Below are 20,423 nucleotides of genomic sequence, written 5' to 3'. Positions count from 1 at the left end.
TTTTACCGGAGGGCCCTTGGTATGTCGGATCCGCGCCGTGTAGACGGCGGCGCGCTGCGTTATGGGGACCGCGGCGCTGCTGTGACCGAGATCCGGGCGACGCTGGCCGCGCTAGGGCTGCTCGACGATACCGAGGAAGACCTGACCACCGGCCAACACGTGATTCCCGAGGTCTTCGACGCCGAACTCGACCGTGCGGTGCGCGCCTTTCAGCAGAATCGTGGCCTGCTCGTGGACGGCATCGTCGGCGAAGCCACTTACCGCGCGCTGAAAGAGGCCTCGTATCGGCTCGGCGCGCGCACCCTGTATCACCAATTCGGGGCCCCGCTCTACGGCGACGACGTCGCGACGCTGCAAGCGCGGTTGCAAGACCTCGGCTTCTACACCGGCCTGGTCGACGGCTACTTCGGTCTGCAGACCCACAACGCGCTGATGTCGTACCAACGGGAGTACGGCCTGGCCGCCGACGGCGTCTGCGGCCCGGAAACGTTGCGCTCGTTGTACTTTCTGAGTTCCCGGGTGACCGGCGGGTCACCGCACGCCATCCGCGAGGAGGAGCTGGTCCGGCGCTCCGGCCCCAAACTCTCGGGCAAGCGCATCATCATCGACCCCGGCCGCGGCGGCGACGACCACGGCCTGATCGCTCACGGCCCGGCCGGGCCCATCAGCGAAGCGGACATCTTGTGGGACTTGGCAAGTCGGCTCGAGGGACGCATGACCGCCATCGGCATGGAGACCTTCCTGTCGCGGCCGACCAACCGCAGCCCCTCGGACGCCGAGCGCGCCGCGACGGCCAACAACGTCGGCGCGGACTTGATGATCAGCCTGCGCTGCGAATCCCAGCGCAGCCCGGCGGCCAACGGGGTGGCGTCGTTTCACTTCGGCAACTCGCACGGGTCGGTATCCACCATCGGACGCAACCTCGCCGACTTCATCCAGCGAGAAGTGGTGGCGCGCACCGGTTTACGCGATTGCCGCACTCACGGCCGGACGTGGGACCTGCTGCGCCTGACGCGGATGCCGACCGTTCAGGTGGACGTCGGCTACATCACCAACCCGCACGACCGCGCCATGCTGATCTCGACGCAGACCCGCGACGCCATCGCCGAGGGCATCCTCGCCGCGGTCAAGCGGCTTTATCTGCTGGGTAAGAACGACCGCCCCACAGGCACTTTCACGTTCGCCGAGCTGCTTGCCCACGAACTGTCGGTGGAGCGGACCAGCCGCCTCGGTGGTTCCTAACCCCCCTGGGTGATTTTCAGCGTGTTGCCGGCGGAGGACCCCGCCCCGACCGGCTGCTCCAGTTGCGCGTTGGCCAGCAGGCGCTCCAGCGCCGCCTCGACTTGAGCCTTCCAGCTCAGGCCTTTGTCCAGCTCTAGCCGCAGCCGCGGGAAGTACGTATGTGGCGCCACGACAACGAATCCCACGTCCTTGAGGAACTCGGCGTCGATGACGCAGTGGTCGACTGAGCAGTCGCCGAGGGCCTCCAACACCGGCCGCACGTCGGGGGCCGCCGCGCGCGGATCCTGCAGCTCGGACGCGGCGGGCGTGCGCCCGAACGCCTCCAGGGCCCGGACCCCGCGGCGCACCAGCTCGTCGATCACCCGGGCGATGAGACCATGCGGTAGATCGTCGGCGGCCTGCCCCGGCTCGATGTTCATCGACGTCAGCAGCACCGCATCGGCGGACACCGGCGCGGTCGGAAATCGCTGCGCCCGCGGTACCGCCCGCGGCGGCGCGTACAGCACGTACCCCAGGCACTGCTGCTCGATGTGACTGCGCTCGTCATCGGGGACGGCGAGCGCCACCTGGCCGCACGAACCCCACTCCAGCATGACCATCGACAGCCACGCTTCCTTTTCGAATTCGGGGTCGGCGAGGTGGTTCTGGTTCCCGAGGGTCGCCGGATCGACCTCCCAGAAGACGCACCGGCGCGCGTGCTTGGGAAGCTGCTCGAAACTCTCGAGCCGCAACGGCGTGATTCGAGCGGACACTAGCCTCCTGGCTTCCGTGCGGTACCGCGGTCATCAAGTGTCGAGCCACTGGCAGCCCCTCCAGGATAGGAGAGTTGGTCGGCATCGGACCAGTGTTTGACACGCCACTCGCGCCGGTGCGTCCAACCCTTCGACCCGTCGCGGGCACGTCGCTCGGCGGCCGAATTAGCTTGAGGCACACGGGAATCCGCGATGAGAAGGCGCTACTTTGGCGCCGCGCGCCGGCTCGGCGTCACAGTGACGTAATTACACGGTATGGATGGTCACGGCTTCGGCGGGGTCATCACGTCGACGATCCGCTGCAAATCGTCCACCGAGCCGAACTCCACCACGATGCGTCCCTTGCGTTTGCCGAGGCTGACCGTCACGCGAGTATCAAAGGCGTTCGACAGCCGCTCAGCAACGTCTTGCAGGCCGGGCATCTGGATCGGCTTGCGGCGCTGCGGCGCCGGGGTGGCGGCATCCCCCCGGTCGGACTCGCGGTTGGCTAAAGTGACCGCCTCTTCGGTGGCCCGCACGGACAGGCCCTCGGCGACGATCCGGCTGGCGAGCTCCTCCTGCGCCTCCGGGCCCGCTTCGAGCGACAGCAGCGCGCGCGCGTGCCCCGCCGACAGCACCCCGGCCGCCACCCGGCGCTGCACCGGGATCGGCAGCTTCAGCAGCCGGATCATGTTGGTGATCAGCGGCCGCGACCGGCCGATGCGGTTCGCGAGTTCGTCGTGGGTGACGCCAAACTCGTCGAGCAGCTGCTGGTAGGCGGCCGCCTCCTCAAGCGGGTTCAGCTGGACGCGGTGGATGTTTTCCAGCAAGGCGTCGCGCAGCAGGTCGTTGTCACCGGTCTCGCGCACGATCGCGGGGATGGTCGCCAACCCCGCCTGCTGGGCGGCGCGCCACCGCCGCTCCCCCATCACGATTTGATACCGGGCGCCGCTGGCCGACCCGGACACCTCTCGTACCACGATCGGCTGCAGGAGCCCGAACTCGCGGATCGAGTGAACGAGCTCGGACAGCGCCTCTTCGTCGAAGACCTGGCGCGGCTGGCGGGGATTGCGCTCGATGTCGCCGGGCGCGATCTCGCGGTAGACCGCGCCGACGGCGGCCGCGTCGGTGGCCGGCCCGCCGATCAGCACGTCGGCGGCGGCGTCCCCCATCCGCGGCCCGAGGGTCGCCGGCCCGGAGTCGGCCTCGGCCGGGCCGGTCGGGATCAGCGAAGCCAGTCCCCGGCCGAGGCCGCCCTTCTTCCGTAGTGGCTGCGTCATGATTGTCCCTTCACCGGTGGTGTCAATCGCGTTCGGCGAGCTCGCGGCTCGCGTCGAGATAGCTCATCGCCCCGCGAGAGCCGGGGTCGTAGTCGATGATCGTCATGCTGTAGCCCGGCGCCTCCGACACCTTGACGCTGCGCGGGATCACCGTCCGCAACACCTTGGGGCCGAAATACCGGCGCACCTCCTCGGCCACCTGGTCGGCGAGCTTGGTCCGCCCGTCGTACATGGTCAGGATCACCGTGGTGACCTCGAGTTGGGGATTCAGGTGGGCCTTCACCATCTCGATGTTGCGCATCAGCTGTGACACCCCTTCGAGCGCGTAGTACTCGCACTGGATCGGGATCATCACCTCGGGCGCGGCGACGAGCGCGTTGATCGTCAGCAGGCCGAGTGACGGCGGGCAGTCGACGAAGACGTAATCGAAGTCGAACTGGTCGAGTCCGGCCAGCGCGGTGCGGAGCCGGTTCTCGCGGGCGACCATGCTGACCAATTCGATCTCGGCGCCGGCGAGGTCGATGGTCGCCGGCACGCAGAACAGCCGCTGGCTGTGCGGGCTCACCCGCAGTGCGTCACGAAGAGAGACCTCCCCGAGCAGAACCTCGTACGAGGACGGCGTGCCCGCCTGGCGGTCCTGGATGCCGAGCGCGGTGCTCGCGTTGCCCTGGGGGTCGAGGTCGATCACGAGCGTCTTGAGCCCCTGCACCGCCAGGGCGGCGGCGAGGTTGACTGCGGTGGTGGTTTTGCCGACGCCGCCCTTCTGGTTTGCGACCGTGAACACCCGGCGGTGCCGGGGTCGACGCAGCGGCGGGTAGGTGGTGTGCAGGACGCGCATCGCCCGCTCGGCCGCCGCGCCGATCGGGGTGTCGTATTCGGCGGATGTTTCACGTGAAACATCGCCGAACGAATCGTCGCGCGGAGCGGCTGAGGGCGGCGTCGCGGCGGGCGTAACGCCGTGCGCGACGGCCGACGGCGGCGCCCCGGCGGGCCCGTCATGTGGCGAACTCACCGCGTCCCCCTGTCCGCTCGTCGTGCGGGCCGCGCGCCCGCCTGCCTTCCACGCCGCGCTAACACCACGGTTGCGGGCGGACGCAAATAGTTCGCGCCACATGTCACCACCCTGACATCCACGGCGCCGGAAGCCTCCATCACACGCCGGTGTTGTTCCACTTCGTCGGGAGCGCGCTCCCCCTTGATCGCGATCATTCGCCCGCCCGGCCGCAGCAACGGCATACTCCACCTCGTCAACTTGTCCAGCGCCGCCACCGCTCGCGACACCGCCGCGTCCCTCTGGCCCAACCGGCGTACGATGCCGGGCTCCTCCGCGCGACCGCGGACCACCTCGACCGCCAACCCTAATTCGGCGACGGTCTCGGTGAGAAACTCGCTGCGGCGCAGCAGTGGCTCGATCAAAATCATCTCGAGGTCGGGGCGTGCGATCGCCAGCGGTATGCCGGGTAGCCCAGCGCCGCTGCCGATGTCTACCACCCGCTCGCCCGGCCCGAGAAGCTCGCCCACCACCGCGCTGTTCAGCAGGTGGCGATCCCACAGCCGGCCTACTTCCCGCGGGCCAAGCAGTCCGCGTTCCACGCCGGGGCCGGCCAGCATCTCGGCGTAGCGCCGTGCCAAGTCGACCCGAGGGCCGAACACCGCCGCCGCCGCATCGCTCGGCCCGTCGGGCTCGGCGGCCGCCGGCCCGTCGCCCGGGCCGTCATGTTTCACGTGAAACATCCCCGGCTGTCGTTTCACGTGAAACATCCTCGTCTCTCCGGGCCGACGTGGCATCCACGAATTACACGGCTGTGACTCGGTCGGGTCAGTCGAGCAGGACGACGACGCGGCGCGACGGCTCGGCGCCCTCGCTCTCGCTGTGCACGCCCGGCACCGCCGCGACGGCGTCGTGCACGATCTTGCGCTCGAACGGCGTCATCGGCGACAGCTCCTCGCGCTCACCGGTGCTCAGCACCCGGCGGGCCACCTTGTCACCGAGCGCGGCCAGCTCTTCGCGGCGCCGACGCCGCCAGCTCGCGATGTCGAGCATCAAGCGGCTGCGCACACCGGTCTTCTGGTGCACCGCCAACCGGGTGAGCTCCTGCAGCGCGTCGAGCACCTCTCCCCCACGCCCGACCAACTTGTTCAAATCGTCGCTCCCGTCGATGCTCACCACCGCGCGGTCGCCTTCGACGTCCAAGTCGATGTCGCCGTCAAAGTCCAACAGGTCCAGCATCTCTTCGAGATAGTCGCCGGCGATCTCCCCCTCGGCGACCAGTCGCTCCTCGACGTCGTCGATCTCGCCGTCGTCGGCGTCCGTCGTCGCTTCCCCCGCCGCCTCGGCCGTCTCCTCGTCGGTCGGCAGCTCGGCGTCGAAGTCGCGCTCGGTGGTCTCGGCGTCTGTCATATCGTTCCTTCCCTCATCCACGGGTCCCTGTCCGATGGCCGCCCAACCGAAAGCGGCCCGGATTTAGCGGGGCCCTGTCAGCGTTTGCGCCTCTTGGGGCGCGCCCCCGGCCGCGGGGCGCGGTTGCTCGCGCTGCCGTTGCGTCCAGCGGTGTCGGCGTCCTCCGGCCGGGCCTTCGCGGTCTTCGACCCGGCGGTGTCGGACCCGTCCGACCCGCCCGCATCGGCCGCGGGCTCGCCGCCCGTGTCGGCGGCCGCCGACGAACCGTTGCCGGTCGCCGACGCCGTCTTCGGGTTGCGCTTGGGTTTGGCCCCGGGTGCGGGCGCGTTGGCGGCGCGGCGCTGAATGGCCTCCTGCCGCTTGGCCTCTTCTTCCTTCTCGATCATCCCGAACACGTAATGCTGCTGCCCGAACGTCCAGATGTTGTTGGCGAACCAGTACAGGATGATCGCCAACGGCAGGAACGGACCGCCGACCACGACGCCGAGCGGAAACACGTACAGCGCCAGCTTGTTCATCATCGCGGTCTGTGGATTGGCGGCCGCCTCCGCGCTCTGGCGGGCCACCGACGCGCGGCTGTTGAAGTAAGTCGCGACGCCGGCCAGGATCATCACCGGCGCACCCACCGCGATGACCGCGGGCCGACTGAAGTGAGTGAACGCGTCCAACCCGGAGTGTTGGGTCATGAATGCGCCGATCGGGGCGCCGAACAGATTCGCGTCCAGGAAGTGCGCGACGTCGGCGGGGGTGAAGACGTAGTTGCCCGTCATCCGGTTTTGGATCACCGACAAATGCGGCTGGCCGAACCCGCCGGTCGTGCGGTTGAACGACCGCAACACGTGATACAGCCCGAGGAACACCGGGATCTGGGCGAGCATCGGCAGGCATCCCAGGATCGGGTTGAAGCCGTGCTCGCGTTGCAGCTTCTGCATCTCGAGCGCCATGCGCTGACGGTCCTTGCCGTACTTCTTTTGCAGCGCCTTGATCTGTGGCTGCAGCTCCTGCATTTGCCGGGTGGTACGGATCTGCCGGACAAACGGCTTGTACAGCAACGCTCGCAGGGTGAACACCAGGAACATCACCGACAGGGCCCACGCGAAGAAGTTGGACGGCCCCAGCACGGACGCGAAGAGTTTGTACCAAACCCACATGATCCACGACACCGGGTAGTAGATGATGTCGAGGCTGAAGAAATCAAACAAAAGACTCACTCTCCCGTTGCTTGGCCGCACGGCCGCACGCGTGCCCGGAGTCGGGGTCGGCGCCTTCGGCGTCGATCCGGCGGCATCCATGTCGGTCCGGTATCGGATCCCATCCTCCCCGATGCCATGGACCGCACTTGGCGAGCCTGACCGCGGACAGCCAGCTACCCCGAATCACGCCGTATTCGTGCAGCGCGTCGACGGCGTACTGGCTACAGGTTGGAACGAAACGACACGTCGCCGGGCGCAGCGGCGACACCATGTGCCGGTACAGCTCAATCAGGAAGATCAGTCCGCGGGCGACGGCCGTGCCCGCGCCACCGGTTATCGCGCGCGCTCTCGCCACCGGACTCATCGTCGCGTCCCGGCCGATTCGCAACCGCGGCGCAAGCCGCGTCGCAGCTGCTGCTCCAGCCGGGCCGACGACGCATGCCGACTGCTCGGCAGCGCCCGGATCACCACCCGATCGCGGTGATCCAGGTCGCACAGCATGGTTCGCGCCACATGCCGCAGCCGGCGGGCGACCCGGTGGCGTTCCACGGCCGAGCCCACCGGCTTTCCGATGATCAGTCCGACTCGCGGCCCGGCCTCGCCGGCCTCGGTCGCCCGCCGAAAGTGGACGATGACGTCGGGCTGCACGGTGCGCGACCCGTACTTCACCGTGGCGTCAAACTCCGTTGACCGCCTCATACGGTTGCGTGCGGGAAGCACCGCCGAAAGACCTGCCGTTGCGATCAGGCAGTCAACGCACGGCGGCCTTTGCGGCGCCGGCTAGACACGATGGAGCGCCCGGCGCGGGTACGCATCCGCAACCGGAAGCCATGCACGCGGGCACGGCGCCGGTTGTTCGGCTGGAAGGTCCGCTTGCCCTTGGCCACGGCGTTCTCCTCGTATCTCTGGCACGCCATCCGGGCGCCCGCGCTCCCGCGGGTCGTCCGGAGATGAGTCCTGCTGCTGGCCGGCGCGGTCCCCCGGCACAGGTGCCTTGGTCGCAGCCGTATCGCCGACTTTCGGGCGACTGTTTGAGGGTACTGACGAGTGTTCGCTGGGTCAAACTTGCTCTGTCGCAACGAAGCCAACTCGTCGGGCGGCGAAAACAAACGCTCTCGACGGCGCGGCTGCGACAGCATGTCGGGAGTGAAAGACGAACCGCCCCAAACGACCCTAACGAAGCCGATTGGAATGCAGCAGAACTGTTGGCAGCCGCACGGAAAACTGTTAACTTCGGGCAATGCCGTTTCAGAGTGGAACGGCGCTCGACGACAAAGCGAGGATGGCGGATCAACTAGCTGTCTAGATAACCAACGCCGGTTGTCACCAGCACGAAGATCGCGAGCCGTCGCCGGTGGGCTGTGGCTCGTTTACGATCATCCTGTCCACACCTGTGTATAAGTATGTGGACAGTTGCTTTATCGCCAGGCGTGGTTACACCTCGAGGTCGGACCAGGGAGATACGTCGTTGACCGATGACCCCGGTTCAGGTTTCACGACAGTGTGGAATGCCGTCGTCTCCGAGCTCAACGGTGACGTCCCGCCAGACGCCATGGGCACCAACCGCACCACACTGGTCACGCCGCTGACCCCGCAGCAAAGGGCGTGGCTGAATCTCGTGCAGCCGCTCACCATCGTCGAAGGGTTTGCTCTGCTGTCGGTGCCGAGCAGCTTCGTCCAAACCGAGATCGAACGTCACCTGCGCGCACCCATCACCGACGCCCTGAGCCGGCGCCTCGGCCAGCAGATCCAACTCGGCGTGCGCATCGCCCCACCGCCCGAGGACGGCGACGACGGCGCCGTCCCCCAAGGCGACACCTTCGCCCCGTCCGACGCGCTGCGCGACGACGACACCACCCCCGACGGCGACGAGGGCTACGACACCGGCGACAACGGCGAGGCCGCCGCGGGCGAACAGAGTTGGCCCAACTACTTCACCGGGCGCCCCCACGCCTCGGACCCTGCCGTCGCCGGCGGCACCAGCCTCAACCGCCGCTACACCTTCGACACGTTCGTCATCGGCGCGTCCAACCGGTTCGCCCACGCCGCGGCCCTGGCCATCGCCGAAGCCCCGGCCCGCGCTTACAACCCGCTGTTCATCTGGGGCGAGTCCGGTCTGGGCAAAACCCACCTGTTGCACGCCGCCGGCAATTACGCGCAGCGGTTGTTTCCCGGCATGCGGGTCAAGTACGTGTCGACCGAAGAATTCACCAACGACTTCATCAACTCGCTGCGCGACGACCGCAAAGTCGCCTTCAAACGCAGCTACCGCGACGTCGACGTGCTGCTGGTCGACGACATCCAGTTCATCGAGGGCAAGGAAGGTATCCAGGAAGAGTTCTTCCACACCTTCAACACCCTCCACAACGCCAACAAGCAGATCGTCATCTCGTCCGACCGGCCGCCCAAACAGCTCGCCACGCTCGAAGACCGGCTCAGGACCCGGTTCGAATGGGGCCTGATCACCGACGTGCAGCCGCCCGAGCTCGAGACCCGCATCGCCATCTTGCGCAAAAAGGCACAGATGGAGCGGCTGGCGGTGCCCGACGACGTCCTCGAGCTGATCGCCAGCAGTATCGAACGCAACATCCGCGAGCTCGAAGGCGCGCTGATCCGGGTGACCGCGTTCGCGTCGCTGAACAAGACCCCGATCGACAAGGCGCTGGCCGAGATCGTGCTGCGCGATCTGATCGCCGACGCCAGCACCATGCAGATCAGCGCGGCGACCATCATGGCCGCGACCGCCGAGTACTTCGACACCACCGTCGAAGAGCTGCGGGGCCCGGGCAAGACTCGCGCTTTGGCTCAATCCCGTCAGATCGCGATGTATCTGTGCCGGGAACTCACCGACCTGTCGCTACCCAAGATCGGCCAGGCGTTCGGCCGTGACCACACCACGGTGATGTACGCCCAACGGAAGATCTTGTCCGAAATGGCCGAGCGCCGTGAGGTGTTCGATCATGTCAAGGAACTCACCACCCGCATCCGGCAGCGGTCCAAGCGCTGATCTTCGCGCCTCCGAATCACTTTTTTTCAAAAAAACTTCAAACCCCTCCGTAACACGCGTCACACCCGCGCGTTGTGGGCACCGCTGTGCACAACAGGCTGAAATCGCGGTGCAGTACTGCGCCCTGCGTGCACATCCGTCCGTCATCCCCAGCGGCCCCACAGGCGTGGCGCCGTTGTCAACCGTGTCATCCACACCTCGCCCGCTCCCCTAGCTGCGTCAAGACCCGGCTGTCCCCAGAATGCACAGCCCTTACTACTGTTATTGAGTTATCTCCGTTGGTTCTTCTTTGAAGAACGGCGTTGGGGACACCCGTCACTCGGGGCCGGGCAGCACCGGCATTGGCCCGGCTTGTCGGCCTTCGCGATTAGCTTTCAAGATGGCCGCCAACGATCTACGGTTGTCTTTCGACTGCTAGCGGCGGGCGGCTAGCCACTTCGGTTTTTGGAACACACGGCAGGTAAGGGACGCTCATGGACGCGGCGACGACAACAGCTGGGCTCACCGACTTGAAGTTTCGTCTGGCGCGAGAGTCTTTCGCCGACGCGGTGTCGTGGGTGGCGAAGAATCTGCCGACCAGGCCCGCGGTGCCGGTTCTGTCGGGAGTCTTGTTGTCCGGCTCCGATGAGGGCCTGACCATCTCCGGGTTCGACTACGAGGTATCCGCCGAAGCTCAGGTCGCGGCCGAGATCGCTTCTCCCGGAACCGTTTTGGTCTCCGGCAGGTTGTTATCCGATATCACCAAGGCGTTGCCCAACAAGCCCGTCGACTTCTACGTCGATGGCAACCGGGTGGCCCTGACCTGCGGAAGCGCGAGGTTTTCGCTGCCGACCATGCCGGTCGAGGATTACCCGGCGCTGCCGGCCTTGCCGGAAGGCACCGGCACCCTGCCGGCCGATCTGTTCGCCGAGGCGATCAGCCAGGTGGCCGTCGCGGCCGGCCGCGACGACACGCTGCCGATGTTGACCGGCATCAGGGTCGAGATCTCGGGCGACACGGTGGTTTTGGCCGCCACCGACAGGTTCCGCTTGGCGGTTCGCGAGCTGACGTGGTCGGCGCTGTCACCCGACATCGAGGCTGCGGTGTTGGTGCCCGCCCGGACCCTGTCCGAGGCCGCCAAGGCCGGCGCCGACGGCTCGGAGGTCCGGTTGTCGTTGGGCGCCGGCTCGGGTGTCGGCAAGGACGGCCTGCTCGGGATCAGCGGCAACGGCAAGCGCAGCACCACCCGGCTGCTGGATGCGGAGTTCCCTAAGTTCCGCCAGTTGTTGCCAACCGAGCACACCGCCGTGGCCACCATCAACGTGGCCGAGTTGACCGAAGCCATCAAGCTGGTCGCGCTGGTCGCCGACCGGGGCGCGCAGGTGCGGATGGAATTCGGTGACGGCATGCTGCGGCTGTCCGCCGGCGCCGACGACGTGGGCCGCGCCGAAGAAGATTTGTCGGTCGATTTCGTCGGCGAGCCCTTGACGATCGCGTTCAACCCGACCTATCTCACCGACGGTCTGGCGTCGGTGCACTCCGAGCGGGTGTCGTTCGGTTTCACCACGCCGGGCAAGCCGGCGCTGCTGCGCCCGGCGTTCGACGGCGACAGCCAGCCGAGCGGGACGGGGCCGTTTGCCGCGTTGCCGACGGACTACGTATACCTGCTGATGCCCGTGCGGCTGCCCGGATAGGTGTACGTCCGGCATTTGGGGCTGCGTGATTTCCGGTCCTGGGCGCACGCCGACCTCGAATTGCAGCCGGGCCGGACGGTGTTCGTCGGCCCAAACGGCTTCGGAAAGACCAACCTTGTTGAAGCCCTTTGGTATTCGACCACACTGGGCTCGCACCGGGTCGGCACCGACCAGCCGCTGATCCGGGCCGGCGCCAGCCGGGCGGTGGTGTCGACGATCGTCGTCAACGAAGGCAGGGAGTGCGCTATCGACCTGGAGATCGCCGCGGGCCGCGCCAACAAAGCGCGCCTGAACCGCTCCCCGGTGCGCAGCACCCGCGAGGTGGTCGGGGTGTTGCGCGCGGTGCTCTTCGCGCCGGAAGACCTGGCGTTGGTGCGTGGAGATCCGGCCGATCGGCGCCGCTACCTCGACGAATTGGCGACTGTGCGCCGGCCCACGGTGGCCGGCGTGCGTGCCGACTACGACAAGGTGTTGCGGCAGCGGACCGCCTTGTTGAAGTCGGTGTCGGGGGCCCGGTACCGCGGCGATCGGGGTGCCCTGGACACCCTCGACGTGTGGGACAGCCGGCTGGCCGAGCACGGCGCCGAACTGATTGCCGCGCGCATCGAGCTGGTGAACCAGTTGGCGCCCGAGGTGGAGAAGGCCTACCAGCTGCTGGCACCGGGTTCCCGCGCCGCATCGATCGGGTATCGCACCAGCCTGGGCGCCGAAACCGCGGGAGACTTCGACGGCACCGACCGCGCGTTTTTGGAGGCCGCGCTGCTGGCCGCGCTGGCGGCGCGCCGCGACGCCGAATTGGAGCGCGGGATGTGTCTGGTTGGACCGCACCGCGACGATCTCGAGTTACGGCTGGGCGAGCAACCCGCGAAAGGCTTTGCGAGCCACGGGGAATCGTGGTCCTTCGCCTTGGCGCTGCGCCTGGCGGCGTATGAACTGCTGCGGACAGACGGCGGCGAACCCGTGCTGTTGCTCGACGACGTCTTCGCCGAACTCGACGCCACGCGGCGACGCGCGCTGGCCACGGTGGCGGAATCGGCGGAACAGGTTTTGGTGACAGCGGCGGTGCTGGAAGATATCCCGGCCGACTGGGACGCTATGCGGGTGCACATCGATTTGCGTGACGAGGACTCCGGACGGGTGTCGGTGGTGCGCTCATGAGCGGCGCCGATGAGGGCAACGACCCCGAAAAGCTGGGCGGCTTGACCGGCATCGACCTGGTAAGGCGCACGCTCGAGGAAGCACGCGCGGCGGCCCGCGCGCAGGGGAAGGACGCCGGCCGCGGGCGGGCGATGCCGGCCGGTGCGCGTCGTGTCGCGGGGCAGCGGCGCAGCTGGTCGGGGCCGGGGCCCGACGCACGTGACCCGCAACCGCTGGGCAGGCTGGCGCGCGACCTGGCGAAAAAGCGTGGCTGGTCGGTCCACGTCGCCGAGGGCACGGTGTTCGGGCAGTGGTCGTCGGTGGTGGGTCAGCAGATCGCCGACCACGCGATCCCGACCGCGCTGAAAGACGGTGTGCTGAGCGTGGCGGCCGAATCGACGGCTTGGGCCACCCAGTTGCGGATGATCCAGGGCCAGCTGCTGGCAAAGATTGCTGCGGCGGTGGGCAACGGGGTGGTCACCTCACTGAAAATCACCGGCCCGGCCGCCCCGTCGTGGCGCAAGGGACCACGACACATCGCCGGCCGCGGGCCGCGCGACACCTACGGCTGAGGCATCGAAAGCCGGAAAGGCATCCCCAGTCGGGACCCGACTAACAAGCGGCTGAGAGCCACCAGGACGATCCGGACCCACTCGGCAAACGTCAGGACGCGCCGAGATGGAAGATATTGAGCACACGGCGCGGTCAGACAGGTAGAAACGCGCCCAGAAAATCGGTCCTGACCCCCGATCACGGTAGAGTGGAGGTACGACTACTGCGGTGACTGGACCGCTCGCACGCAACCCCAAGGAGAGCATCCCGACTGTGGCTGCCCAAAAGAAGAAACCACAAGACGAATACGGCGCCGCCCAAATCACGGTACTGGAGGGTCTGGAAGCCGTCCGCAAACGCCCCGGGATGTACATCGGGTCCACCGGTGAGCGCGGCCTGCACCACCTCATCTGGGAAGTCGTCGACAACGCGGTGGACGAGGCGATGGCCGGTTACGCCACGGAGGTCGACGTCCGCCTACTCGAGGACGGCGGCGTCGAGGTCGCCGACAACGGGCGCGGGATCCCGGTAGCGATGCATGCCACGGGCATGCCGACCGTCGATGTGGTGATGACGCAGCTGCACGCCGGGGGCAAGTTCGGCGGCGAGAACAGCGGCTACAACGTCAGCGGCGGGTTGCACGGCGTGGGTGTGTCGGTGGTCAACGCGCTGTCGACCCGGCTCGAGGTGGACATCTCCCGCGACGGCTATGAGTGGTCGCAGTTCTACGACCACGCCGAGCCGGGGACCCTCAAGCAGGGCGAGGCCACCAAGAAGACCGGGACGCGGGTCCGGTTCTGGGCCGATCCCGACATCTTCGAAACCACCGAATACGACTTCGAGACGGTCGCGCGCCGGCTGCAGGAAATGGCCTTCCTGAACAAGGGTTTGACGATCAACTTCACCGACGAGCGGGTCACCCAGGAAGAGGTCGTCGACGATGTGGTCAGCGACACCGCCGAGGCGCCCAAGTCGGCGGAGGAAAAGGCGGCCGAATCGACGGGCCACCACAAGGTCAAGCACCGCACGTTCCACTACCCCGGCGGGTTGGTGGACTTCGTCAAGCACATCAACCGCACCAAGAGCCCGATTCACAGCAGCATCGTGGATTTTTCCGGCAAGGGACCGGGACACGAAGTCGAGATCGCCATGCAGTGGAACGCCGGTTATTCGGAGTCGGTGCACACCTTCGCCAACACCATCAACACCCACGAGGGCGGCACCCACGAAGAGGGCTTCCGCAGCGCGCTGACATCGGTGGTCAACAAGTACGCCAAGGACAAGAAGCTGCTGAAGGACAAAGACCCCAACCTGACCGGGGACGACATCCGCGAGGGCCTGGCGGCGGTCATCTCGGTCAAGGTCGGTGAGCCGCAATTCGAGGGCCAGACCAAGACCAAACTGGGCAACACCGAGGTCAAGTCGTTCGTGCAGAAGGTCTGCAACGAACAGCTCACCCACTGGTTCGAGGCCAATCCCGCCGACGCCAAGACCGTTGTGAACAAGGCGGTTTCGTCAGCGCAGGCGCGCATCGCGGCGCGCAAGGCGCGTGAGCTGGTGCGGCGCAAGAGCGCCACCGACCTGGGCGGCCTGCCGGGCAAGCTCGCCGACTGCCGCTCCACCGACCCGCGCAAGTCGGAACTGTATGTGGTGGAGGGCGATTCGGCTGGCGGCTCGGCCAAAAGCGGCCGCGACTCGATGTTCCAGGCTATCCTGCCGTTGCGCGGCAAGATCATTAACGTCGAGAAGGCGCGCATCGACCGGGTGCTGAAAAACACCGAGGTCCAGGCGATCATCACCGCGCTGGGCACCGGCATCCACGACGAGTTCGACATCGCCAAGCTGCGGTATCACAAGATCGTGCTGATGGCCGACGCCGACGTTGACGGCCAACACATCTCGACGCTGCTGTTGACGTTGTTGTTCCGGTTCATGCGGCCGCTGATCGAAAACGGCCACGTGTTTTTGGCCCAGCCGCCGCTGTACAAGCTGAAGTGGCAGCGCAGCGACCCGGAGTTCGCCTACTCCGACCGCGAGCGCGACGGCCTGCTGGAGGCCGGGCTCAAGGCCGGCAAGAAGATCAACAAGGAGGACGGCATCCAGCGCTACAAGGGTCTGGGCGAAATGGACGCCAAAGAGCTGTGGGAAACCACGATGGATCCCTCGGTGCGGGTGCTGCGTCAGGTGACCCTCGACGACGCGGCGGCCGCCGACGAGCTGTTCTCCATCCTGATGGGCGAAGACGTCGACGCGCGCAGAAGCTTTATCACCCGAAACGCCAAAGACGTTCGCTTCCTAGACGTTTAGCGACGTCTGAGCGGTCAGACTCACCTACCCCGAACAAACGAGGAATGCATGACTGACACCACGCTGCCGCCCGGCGACGAGGCCGGCGACCGGATCGAGCCGGTCGACATTCAGCAGGAGATGCAGCGCAGCTACATCGACTACGCGATGAGCGTGATCGTGGGTCGCGCGCTGCCGGAGGTGCGCGACGGCCTCAAGCCGGTGCACCGCCGCGTCCTGTATGCGATGTACGACTCGGGATTCCGCCCGGACCGCAGCCACGCCAAGTCGGCGCGCTCGGTCGCCGAGACGATGGGTAACTACCACCCGCACGGCGACGCGTCGATCTACGACACGTTGGTGCGCATGGCGCAGCCGTGGTCGCTGCGGTACCCGCTCGTCGACGGGCAGGGCAACTTCGGTTCGCCGGGCAACGACCCACCGGCGGCCATGAGATACTGCTGCTCGGGAGATACGTTGCTGCGCTTGCCTTTTGGGCAGTCGATACGAATCGGCGATGTCGTCAGCAAACCCCGTCCGCACTCGGACAACACCGTCGAACTCAAGGTGATAGACCGGCACGGCAATCCCGTGCTCGCCGATCGACTCTTCCATTCCGGCGAGCATGAAACGTTCACGGTGCGAACTGCCGAAGGCTACGAGGTCACTGGTACCGCCAACCACCCGTTGCTGTGCCTTGTGGACGTTGCTGGCGTGCCCACTCTGCTGTGGAAACTGATCGAGGAAATCCGCGCCGACGACTATGTCGTTCTGCAGCGCACGCCTCCAACGGAATTCGGTCCTGGGAACTGGCATGACCTAATGGAGGCCCTGCTGGCGGGAGCATTCATCAGCGAGGGGTATGTCTCGGACACCCGAGCCGGCTTTGCGAACCTGGACCGTGACTACTTCGCGATGGTCGCCGGCGCGTACGACGCCGTTGTCGGAGGCAAGCGAACCATCTATCAGACGACGGCCGCTTCGGGCGCGCGGATCAGCGTTCTCCACGTGCAGAACATGACTGCGTTCAAAAGGAGCCGACTCTGGCAGACGATTGGCCAGCGATCGGCGGACAAGTATGTGCCGGAATGGCTGTGGCACGCGCCCGCCGCCGTCAAGCGGGTGTTCTTGCAGGCGCTGTTCGAAGGTGATGGCTCGTGCTCGGCATTGCCGCGCAACACGATTCAAGTCTCGTACTCGACTCGCAGCGAGCAGCTGGCCAAGGACGTGCAGCAGATGCTGCTGGAATTCGGCGTGATCTCGCGCCGGTACCGGCACACGGTTGGCGAGCACAAGGTCGTCATCACCAACCGTGCGCAGGCCGAACTGTTCTCAAGCCAAGTCGGATTCGGCGGTGCCAAGCAACAGAAACTGCTCGCAATACTGGACGCGTTTCCGCCGTGCGCCGGTATGGACACCGACTACGTGCCCGGCTTGGCTCGGTTCATTCGCAGGCACTGCGGCAGCCGCTGGGTCGATAAGGATTGGCTGAACCGCCACAACATCGACCGGCTATCGCGGTGGCGCCGCGACGGGGAGCAGATCTTGTCCCGCATCGCCGACCCCGACGTCCGGGCCATTGCAACCGATCTCACCGATGGCCGGTTCTATTACGCGCGCGTGGCCACCGTGACCGAGGCGGGCGTGCAGCCGGTCTACAGCCTCCGCGTCGATACCGACGACCACGCGTTCATCACCAACGGCTTCGTCAGCCACAACACGGAAGCACGCCTTACTCCACTCGCGATGGAGATGCTGCGCGAAATCGACGAGGAGACAGTCGATTTCATCCCGAACTACGACGGCCGGGTGCAGGAACCGACGGTGCTGCCCAGCCGGTTCCCCAATCTGCTGGCCAACGGATCCGGCGGCATCGCGGTGGGCATGGCGACCAACATTCCGCCGCACAACCTGCGCGAGCTCGCCGAGGCCGTGTTCTGGTGCCTGGAAAACCACGAGGCCGACGAGGAGGCGACGCTGGCCGCCGTCATGGAGCGGGTCAAAGGCCCCGACTTCCCCACCTCCGGGCTGATCGTCGGAAGCCAGGGCATCCAAGACGCCTACAAGACCGGCCGTGGATCGATCCGGATGCGCGGTGTGGTGGAGGTCGAAGAAGCCAGGGGCCGAACGTCTTTGGTGATCACCGAGTTGCCGTATCAGGTCAACCACGACAACTTCATCACCTCGATCGCCGAGCAGGTCCGCGACGGCAAGCTCAACGGCATCTCCAACGTCGAAGACCAGGGCAGCGACCGCGTCGGCGTGCGCATCGTCGTCGAGCTCAAGCGCGACGCGGTCGCCAAGGTGGTGCTGAACAACCTCTACAAGCACACCCAGCTGCAGACCAGCTTCGGCGCCAACATGCTGGCCATCGTCGACGGGGTGCCGCGCACCCTGCGTCTCGACCAGATGATCCGCCACTACGTCGATCACCAGCTCGACGTCATCGTCCGCCGCACCACCTACCGGCTGCGCAAGGCCAACGAACGCGCCCACATCTTGCGCGGCCTGGTCAAGGCGCTCGACGCGCTGGATGAGGTCATCGCGTTGATCCGGGCGTCGGAAACCGTCGACATCGCGCGCACGGGCCTGATCGAGCTGCTCGACATCGACGAGATCCAGGCCCAGGCCATCCTGGACATGCAGCTGCGGCGCCTGGCCGCCCTGGAGCGCCAGCGCATCATCGACGACCTGGCCAAGATCGAGGCCGAGATCGCCGACCTGGAAGACATCCTGGCCAAGCCGGAACGGCAGCGCGGGATCGTGCGCGACGAGCTGAAGGAGATCGTCGACAAGCACGGCGACGACCGTCGCACCCGGATTGTGGCGGCCGACGGCGACGTCAGTGACGAGGACCTGATCGCGCGCGAGGATGTCGTCGTCACCATCACCGAAACCGGCTACGCCAAACGCACCAAGACCGACCTGTACCGCAGCCAGAAGCGGGGCGGCAAGGGCGTACAGGGCGCCGGGCTCAAGCAGGACGACATCGTCGCGCACTTCTTCGTGTCCTCGACGCACGACTGGATCCTGTTTTTCACCACGCAGGGCCGGGTGTACCGGGCCAAGGCCTACGAGTTGCCCGAGGCGTCGCGCACGGCGCGGGGCCAGCACGTGGCCAACCTGCTGGCCTTCCAGCCCGAGGAGCGCATCGCGCAGGTGATCCAGATTCGCGGCTACGAGGACGCCCCGTATCTGGTGCTGGCCACCCGCAACGGGTTGGTCAAGAAAACCAGGCTGACCGAGTTCGACTCGAACCGGTCGGGCGGGATCGTCGCGATCAACCTGCGCGACAACGACGAGCTGGTCGGCGCCGTCTTGTGTTCCTCCGAGGACGACCTGTTGCTGGTGTCGGCCAACGGTCAGTCGATCCGGTTCTCGGCGACCGACGAGGCGCTGCGCCCGATGGGCCGCGCCACCTCGGGTGTGCAGGGCATGCGGTTCAACGCCGACGATTACCTGTTGTCGCTCAACGTGGTTCGCGAAGGCACCTACCTGCTGGTCGCCACCTCCGGCGGCTACGCCAAGCGCACCGCGATCGAGGAATACCCGGTGCAGGGCCGCGGCGGCAAGGGCGTGCTGACCGTCATGTACGACCGCCGGCGGGGCAGGCTGGTCGGCGCGCTGATCGTCGACGACGACAGCGAGCTGTACGCCATCACCTCGGGGGGCGGCGTGATCCGCACAGCCGCCCGCCAGGTCCGCAAGGCGGGGCGGCAGACCAAGGGCGTGCGGTTGATGAACCTGGGCGAGGGCGACACATTGTTAGCCATCGCCCGCAACGCCGAGGGAACCACCGAGGAAGCCGCGGAGGAGGCTTCGGATTCGGAAGCCTAGGGGCTGGGCAATAGGGTTTGGGCGGGCGGCGGGCTTAGACTCGGCCCGACCAGACATGACGCGACTGCCACCCCGCGGGCGGCCGTGGTTGGAAAGCTAAGGAGTCGGGGTGACCTCACCGAACGAGCCGAGCGCCCCCAAGACGGGCGAAAGCCTCAATGGGGACGGTTCGGCCGAGCGAGCCGGTGCACACCGCGCGACGCCGCCGCAGACCGGCCGCATTCACGATGCGGCAGAGCCGCCGTCCTGGCCCCGGGGCGGACCGCGGCCGGCACCGCATCACTCGGCCGAACAGCACGCCGAGGGCCGGCCACCCACCCCGTCGGGCGGCGCGGACGCCCGCCTGAACCGCTTCATTTCCGGCAGCTCCGCACCGGGGGCCGGCGCGCCGGCACACCCTAAAAAGCCGCCTTACGAATTCGACGCAGCGCCGTCGCGCGGCGACGGGCCCCCGGCCGAGGCCTACGCCAGCGAGCTACCGGACTTGTCCGGCCCGCTCCCGCGGCCCCCGCAGCGCAAGAACGCTCCGGAACGCGCCGCGGAGCCCGCCGGCAACGCGGGATCGGCGCGTTCGACGACGTCCGACAGCCGAGAGAGCCGGGAGGCCGGCGAAAACCGCGTGCAGGTGTCGCGGCGGGGCCGCGGCCCGGTCCGGGCCAGCATGCAGATCCGCCGGATCGACCCGTGGAGCACGCTGAAGGTGTCGCTGCTGCTGTCCGTGGCGTTGTTCTTCGTGTGGATGATCGCCGTCGCGTTCCTCTATCTCGTGCTCGGCGGCATGGGCGTGTGGGCCAAGCTCAACAGCAACGTCGGCGACCTGTTGAACAACACCAGCGGCAGCAGCGGCGAACTGGTTTCCAGCGGCACGATCTTCGGCGGAGCGGTGCTCATCGGGTTGGTCAACATCGTGCTGCTGACCGCGATGGCCACCATCGCGGCCTTCGTCTACAACCTGACCACCGACCTGATCGGCGGCATCGAAGTCACCCTGGCCGACCGCGACTAGGTGTACCCGGCCATAACGTTGGTTACAGGCGGCTGATGGGTGGTAGGCCGCTGAGTGCGCTGTGGCGGCGTTGAGTGT

Annotated in this window: 17 protein-coding genes; 8 read left to right on the top strand and 9 right to left on the bottom strand. The window is 67.0% G+C overall.

Annotated features, from left to right (window positions below; all coding sequences use genetic code 11):
- Window positions 1–21: 21 nt before the first annotated feature.
- Window positions 22–1,242, top strand: coding sequence for an N-acetylmuramoyl-L-alanine amidase (locus AWC19_RS08865; RefSeq protein ID WP_085077689.1), 1,221 nt, complete (start codon window positions 22–24; stop codon window positions 1,240–1,242).
- Here AWC19_RS08865 and AWC19_RS08860 read toward each other — a convergent pair.
- The 9 genes from AWC19_RS08860 to rpmH all read right to left on the bottom strand — a co-directional run bounded on the left by AWC19_RS08860 (window position 1,239) and on the right by rpmH (window position 7,734).
- Window positions 1,239–1,994, bottom strand: coding sequence for an acetyltransferase (locus AWC19_RS08860; RefSeq protein ID WP_085077688.1), 756 nt, complete (start codon window positions 1,992–1,994; stop codon window positions 1,239–1,241). The two genes, AWC19_RS08865 and AWC19_RS08860, sit on opposite strands and share 4 nt — an antisense overlap.
- 263 nt (window positions 1,995–2,257) lie before the next feature.
- Window positions 2,258–3,253 (bottom strand): ParB/RepB/Spo0J family partition protein, encoded by a 996-nt coding sequence (locus AWC19_RS08855; RefSeq protein ID WP_085077687.1) that lies wholly within the window; start codon window positions 3,251–3,253, stop codon window positions 2,258–2,260.
- Window positions 3,254–3,275: 22 nt separating this feature from the next.
- Window positions 3,276–4,265 carry a ParA family protein gene (locus tag AWC19_RS08850; protein ID WP_142281081.1) on the bottom strand — a complete coding sequence of 330 codons (990 nt, stop codon included), beginning with the start codon at window positions 4,263–4,265 and terminating at the stop codon, window positions 3,276–3,278.
- Window positions 4,262–4,987 (bottom strand): 16S rRNA (guanine(527)-N(7))-methyltransferase RsmG, encoded by a 726-nt coding sequence (gene rsmG / locus AWC19_RS08845; RefSeq protein ID WP_085077685.1) that lies wholly within the window; start codon window positions 4,985–4,987, stop codon window positions 4,262–4,264. The genes AWC19_RS08850 and rsmG overlap by 4 nt, the downstream gene beginning before the upstream one ends.
- Window positions 4,988–5,072: 85 nt before the next feature.
- The gene (locus AWC19_RS08840; RefSeq protein WP_085077684.1) at window positions 5,073–5,654 is read right to left on the bottom strand and encodes a Jag family protein; all 582 of its coding nucleotides are present in this window, start codon (window positions 5,652–5,654) and stop codon (window positions 5,073–5,075) included.
- 77 nt (window positions 5,655–5,731) lie between these two features.
- Window positions 5,732–6,865 (bottom strand): membrane protein insertase YidC, encoded by a 1,134-nt coding sequence (gene yidC / locus AWC19_RS08835; protein ID WP_085077683.1) that lies wholly within the window; start codon window positions 6,863–6,865, stop codon window positions 5,732–5,734.
- Window positions 6,849–7,211: a membrane protein insertion efficiency factor YidD gene (gene yidD / locus AWC19_RS08830; protein WP_085077682.1), complete on the bottom strand. Its 363-nt coding sequence runs from the start codon at window positions 7,209–7,211 to the stop codon at window positions 6,849–6,851. The genes yidC and yidD overlap by 17 nt, the downstream gene beginning before the upstream one ends.
- Complete coding sequence (gene rnpA, locus AWC19_RS08825) at window positions 7,208–7,567, bottom strand: ribonuclease P protein component (protein WP_085077681.1); 360 nt, start codon at window positions 7,565–7,567, stop codon at window positions 7,208–7,210. The genes yidD and rnpA overlap by 4 nt, the downstream gene beginning before the upstream one ends.
- Window positions 7,568–7,590: 23 nt before the next feature.
- Entirely contained in the window at window positions 7,591–7,734 is a 144-nt protein-coding gene (rpmH, locus tag AWC19_RS08820; protein ID WP_077100535.1) for a 50S ribosomal protein L34, read from the bottom strand.
- Window positions 7,735–8,315: 581 nt separating this feature from the next.
- On the opposite strand from rpmH, the gene dnaA reads away from it, so the two are divergent.
- The 7 genes from dnaA (at window position 8,316) to AWC19_RS08785 (ending at window position 20,345) form a co-directional block, all read left to right on the top strand.
- On the top strand, window positions 8,316–9,854 hold the full coding sequence (gene dnaA / locus AWC19_RS08815) for a chromosomal replication initiator protein DnaA (protein ID WP_085077680.1): 1,539 nt from the start codon (window positions 8,316–8,318) through the stop codon (window positions 9,852–9,854).
- A 473-nt stretch (window positions 9,855–10,327) separates the two neighbouring features.
- Window positions 10,328–11,527: a DNA polymerase III subunit beta gene (dnaN, locus tag AWC19_RS08810; RefSeq protein ID WP_085077679.1), complete on the top strand. Its 1,200-nt coding sequence runs from the start codon at window positions 10,328–10,330 to the stop codon at window positions 11,525–11,527.
- Window positions 11,528–12,685 (top strand): DNA replication/repair protein RecF, encoded by a 1,158-nt coding sequence (recF, locus tag AWC19_RS08805; RefSeq protein ID WP_085077678.1) that lies wholly within the window; start codon window positions 11,528–11,530, stop codon window positions 12,683–12,685.
- Window positions 12,682–13,236, top strand: coding sequence for a DUF721 family protein (locus tag AWC19_RS08800; RefSeq protein ID WP_085077677.1), 555 nt, complete (start codon window positions 12,682–12,684; stop codon window positions 13,234–13,236). The genes recF and AWC19_RS08800 overlap by 4 nt, the downstream gene beginning before the upstream one ends.
- A 253-nt stretch (window positions 13,237–13,489) precedes the next feature.
- Window positions 13,490–15,523 carry a DNA topoisomerase (ATP-hydrolyzing) subunit B gene (gene gyrB / locus AWC19_RS08795; RefSeq protein ID WP_085077676.1) on the top strand — a complete coding sequence of 678 codons (2,034 nt, stop codon included), beginning with the start codon at window positions 13,490–13,492 and terminating at the stop codon, window positions 15,521–15,523.
- Between the two features lie 48 nt (window positions 15,524–15,571).
- Window positions 15,572–19,339, top strand: a complete 3,768-nt coding sequence (gene gyrA / locus AWC19_RS08790) for an intein-containing DNA gyrase subunit A (protein WP_085077675.1) — start codon at window positions 15,572–15,574, stop codon at window positions 19,337–19,339.
- A gap of 109 nt (window positions 19,340–19,448) precedes the next feature.
- Window positions 19,449–20,345 carry a DUF3566 domain-containing protein gene (locus tag AWC19_RS08785; RefSeq protein ID WP_085077674.1) on the top strand — a complete coding sequence of 299 codons (897 nt, stop codon included), beginning with the start codon at window positions 19,449–19,451 and terminating at the stop codon, window positions 20,343–20,345.
- The last annotated feature ends 78 nt before the right edge of the window (window positions 20,346–20,423 follow it).

Source organism: Mycobacterium palustre (assembly GCF_002101785.1).
In the GTDB taxonomy this organism is placed as follows: Bacteria; Actinomycetota; Actinomycetes; order Mycobacteriales; family Mycobacteriaceae; genus Mycobacterium; species Mycobacterium palustre.
The sequence above is the reverse complement of the archived record's forward strand: the minus strand, read 5'-3'. Positions and strand labels throughout refer to the sequence as shown.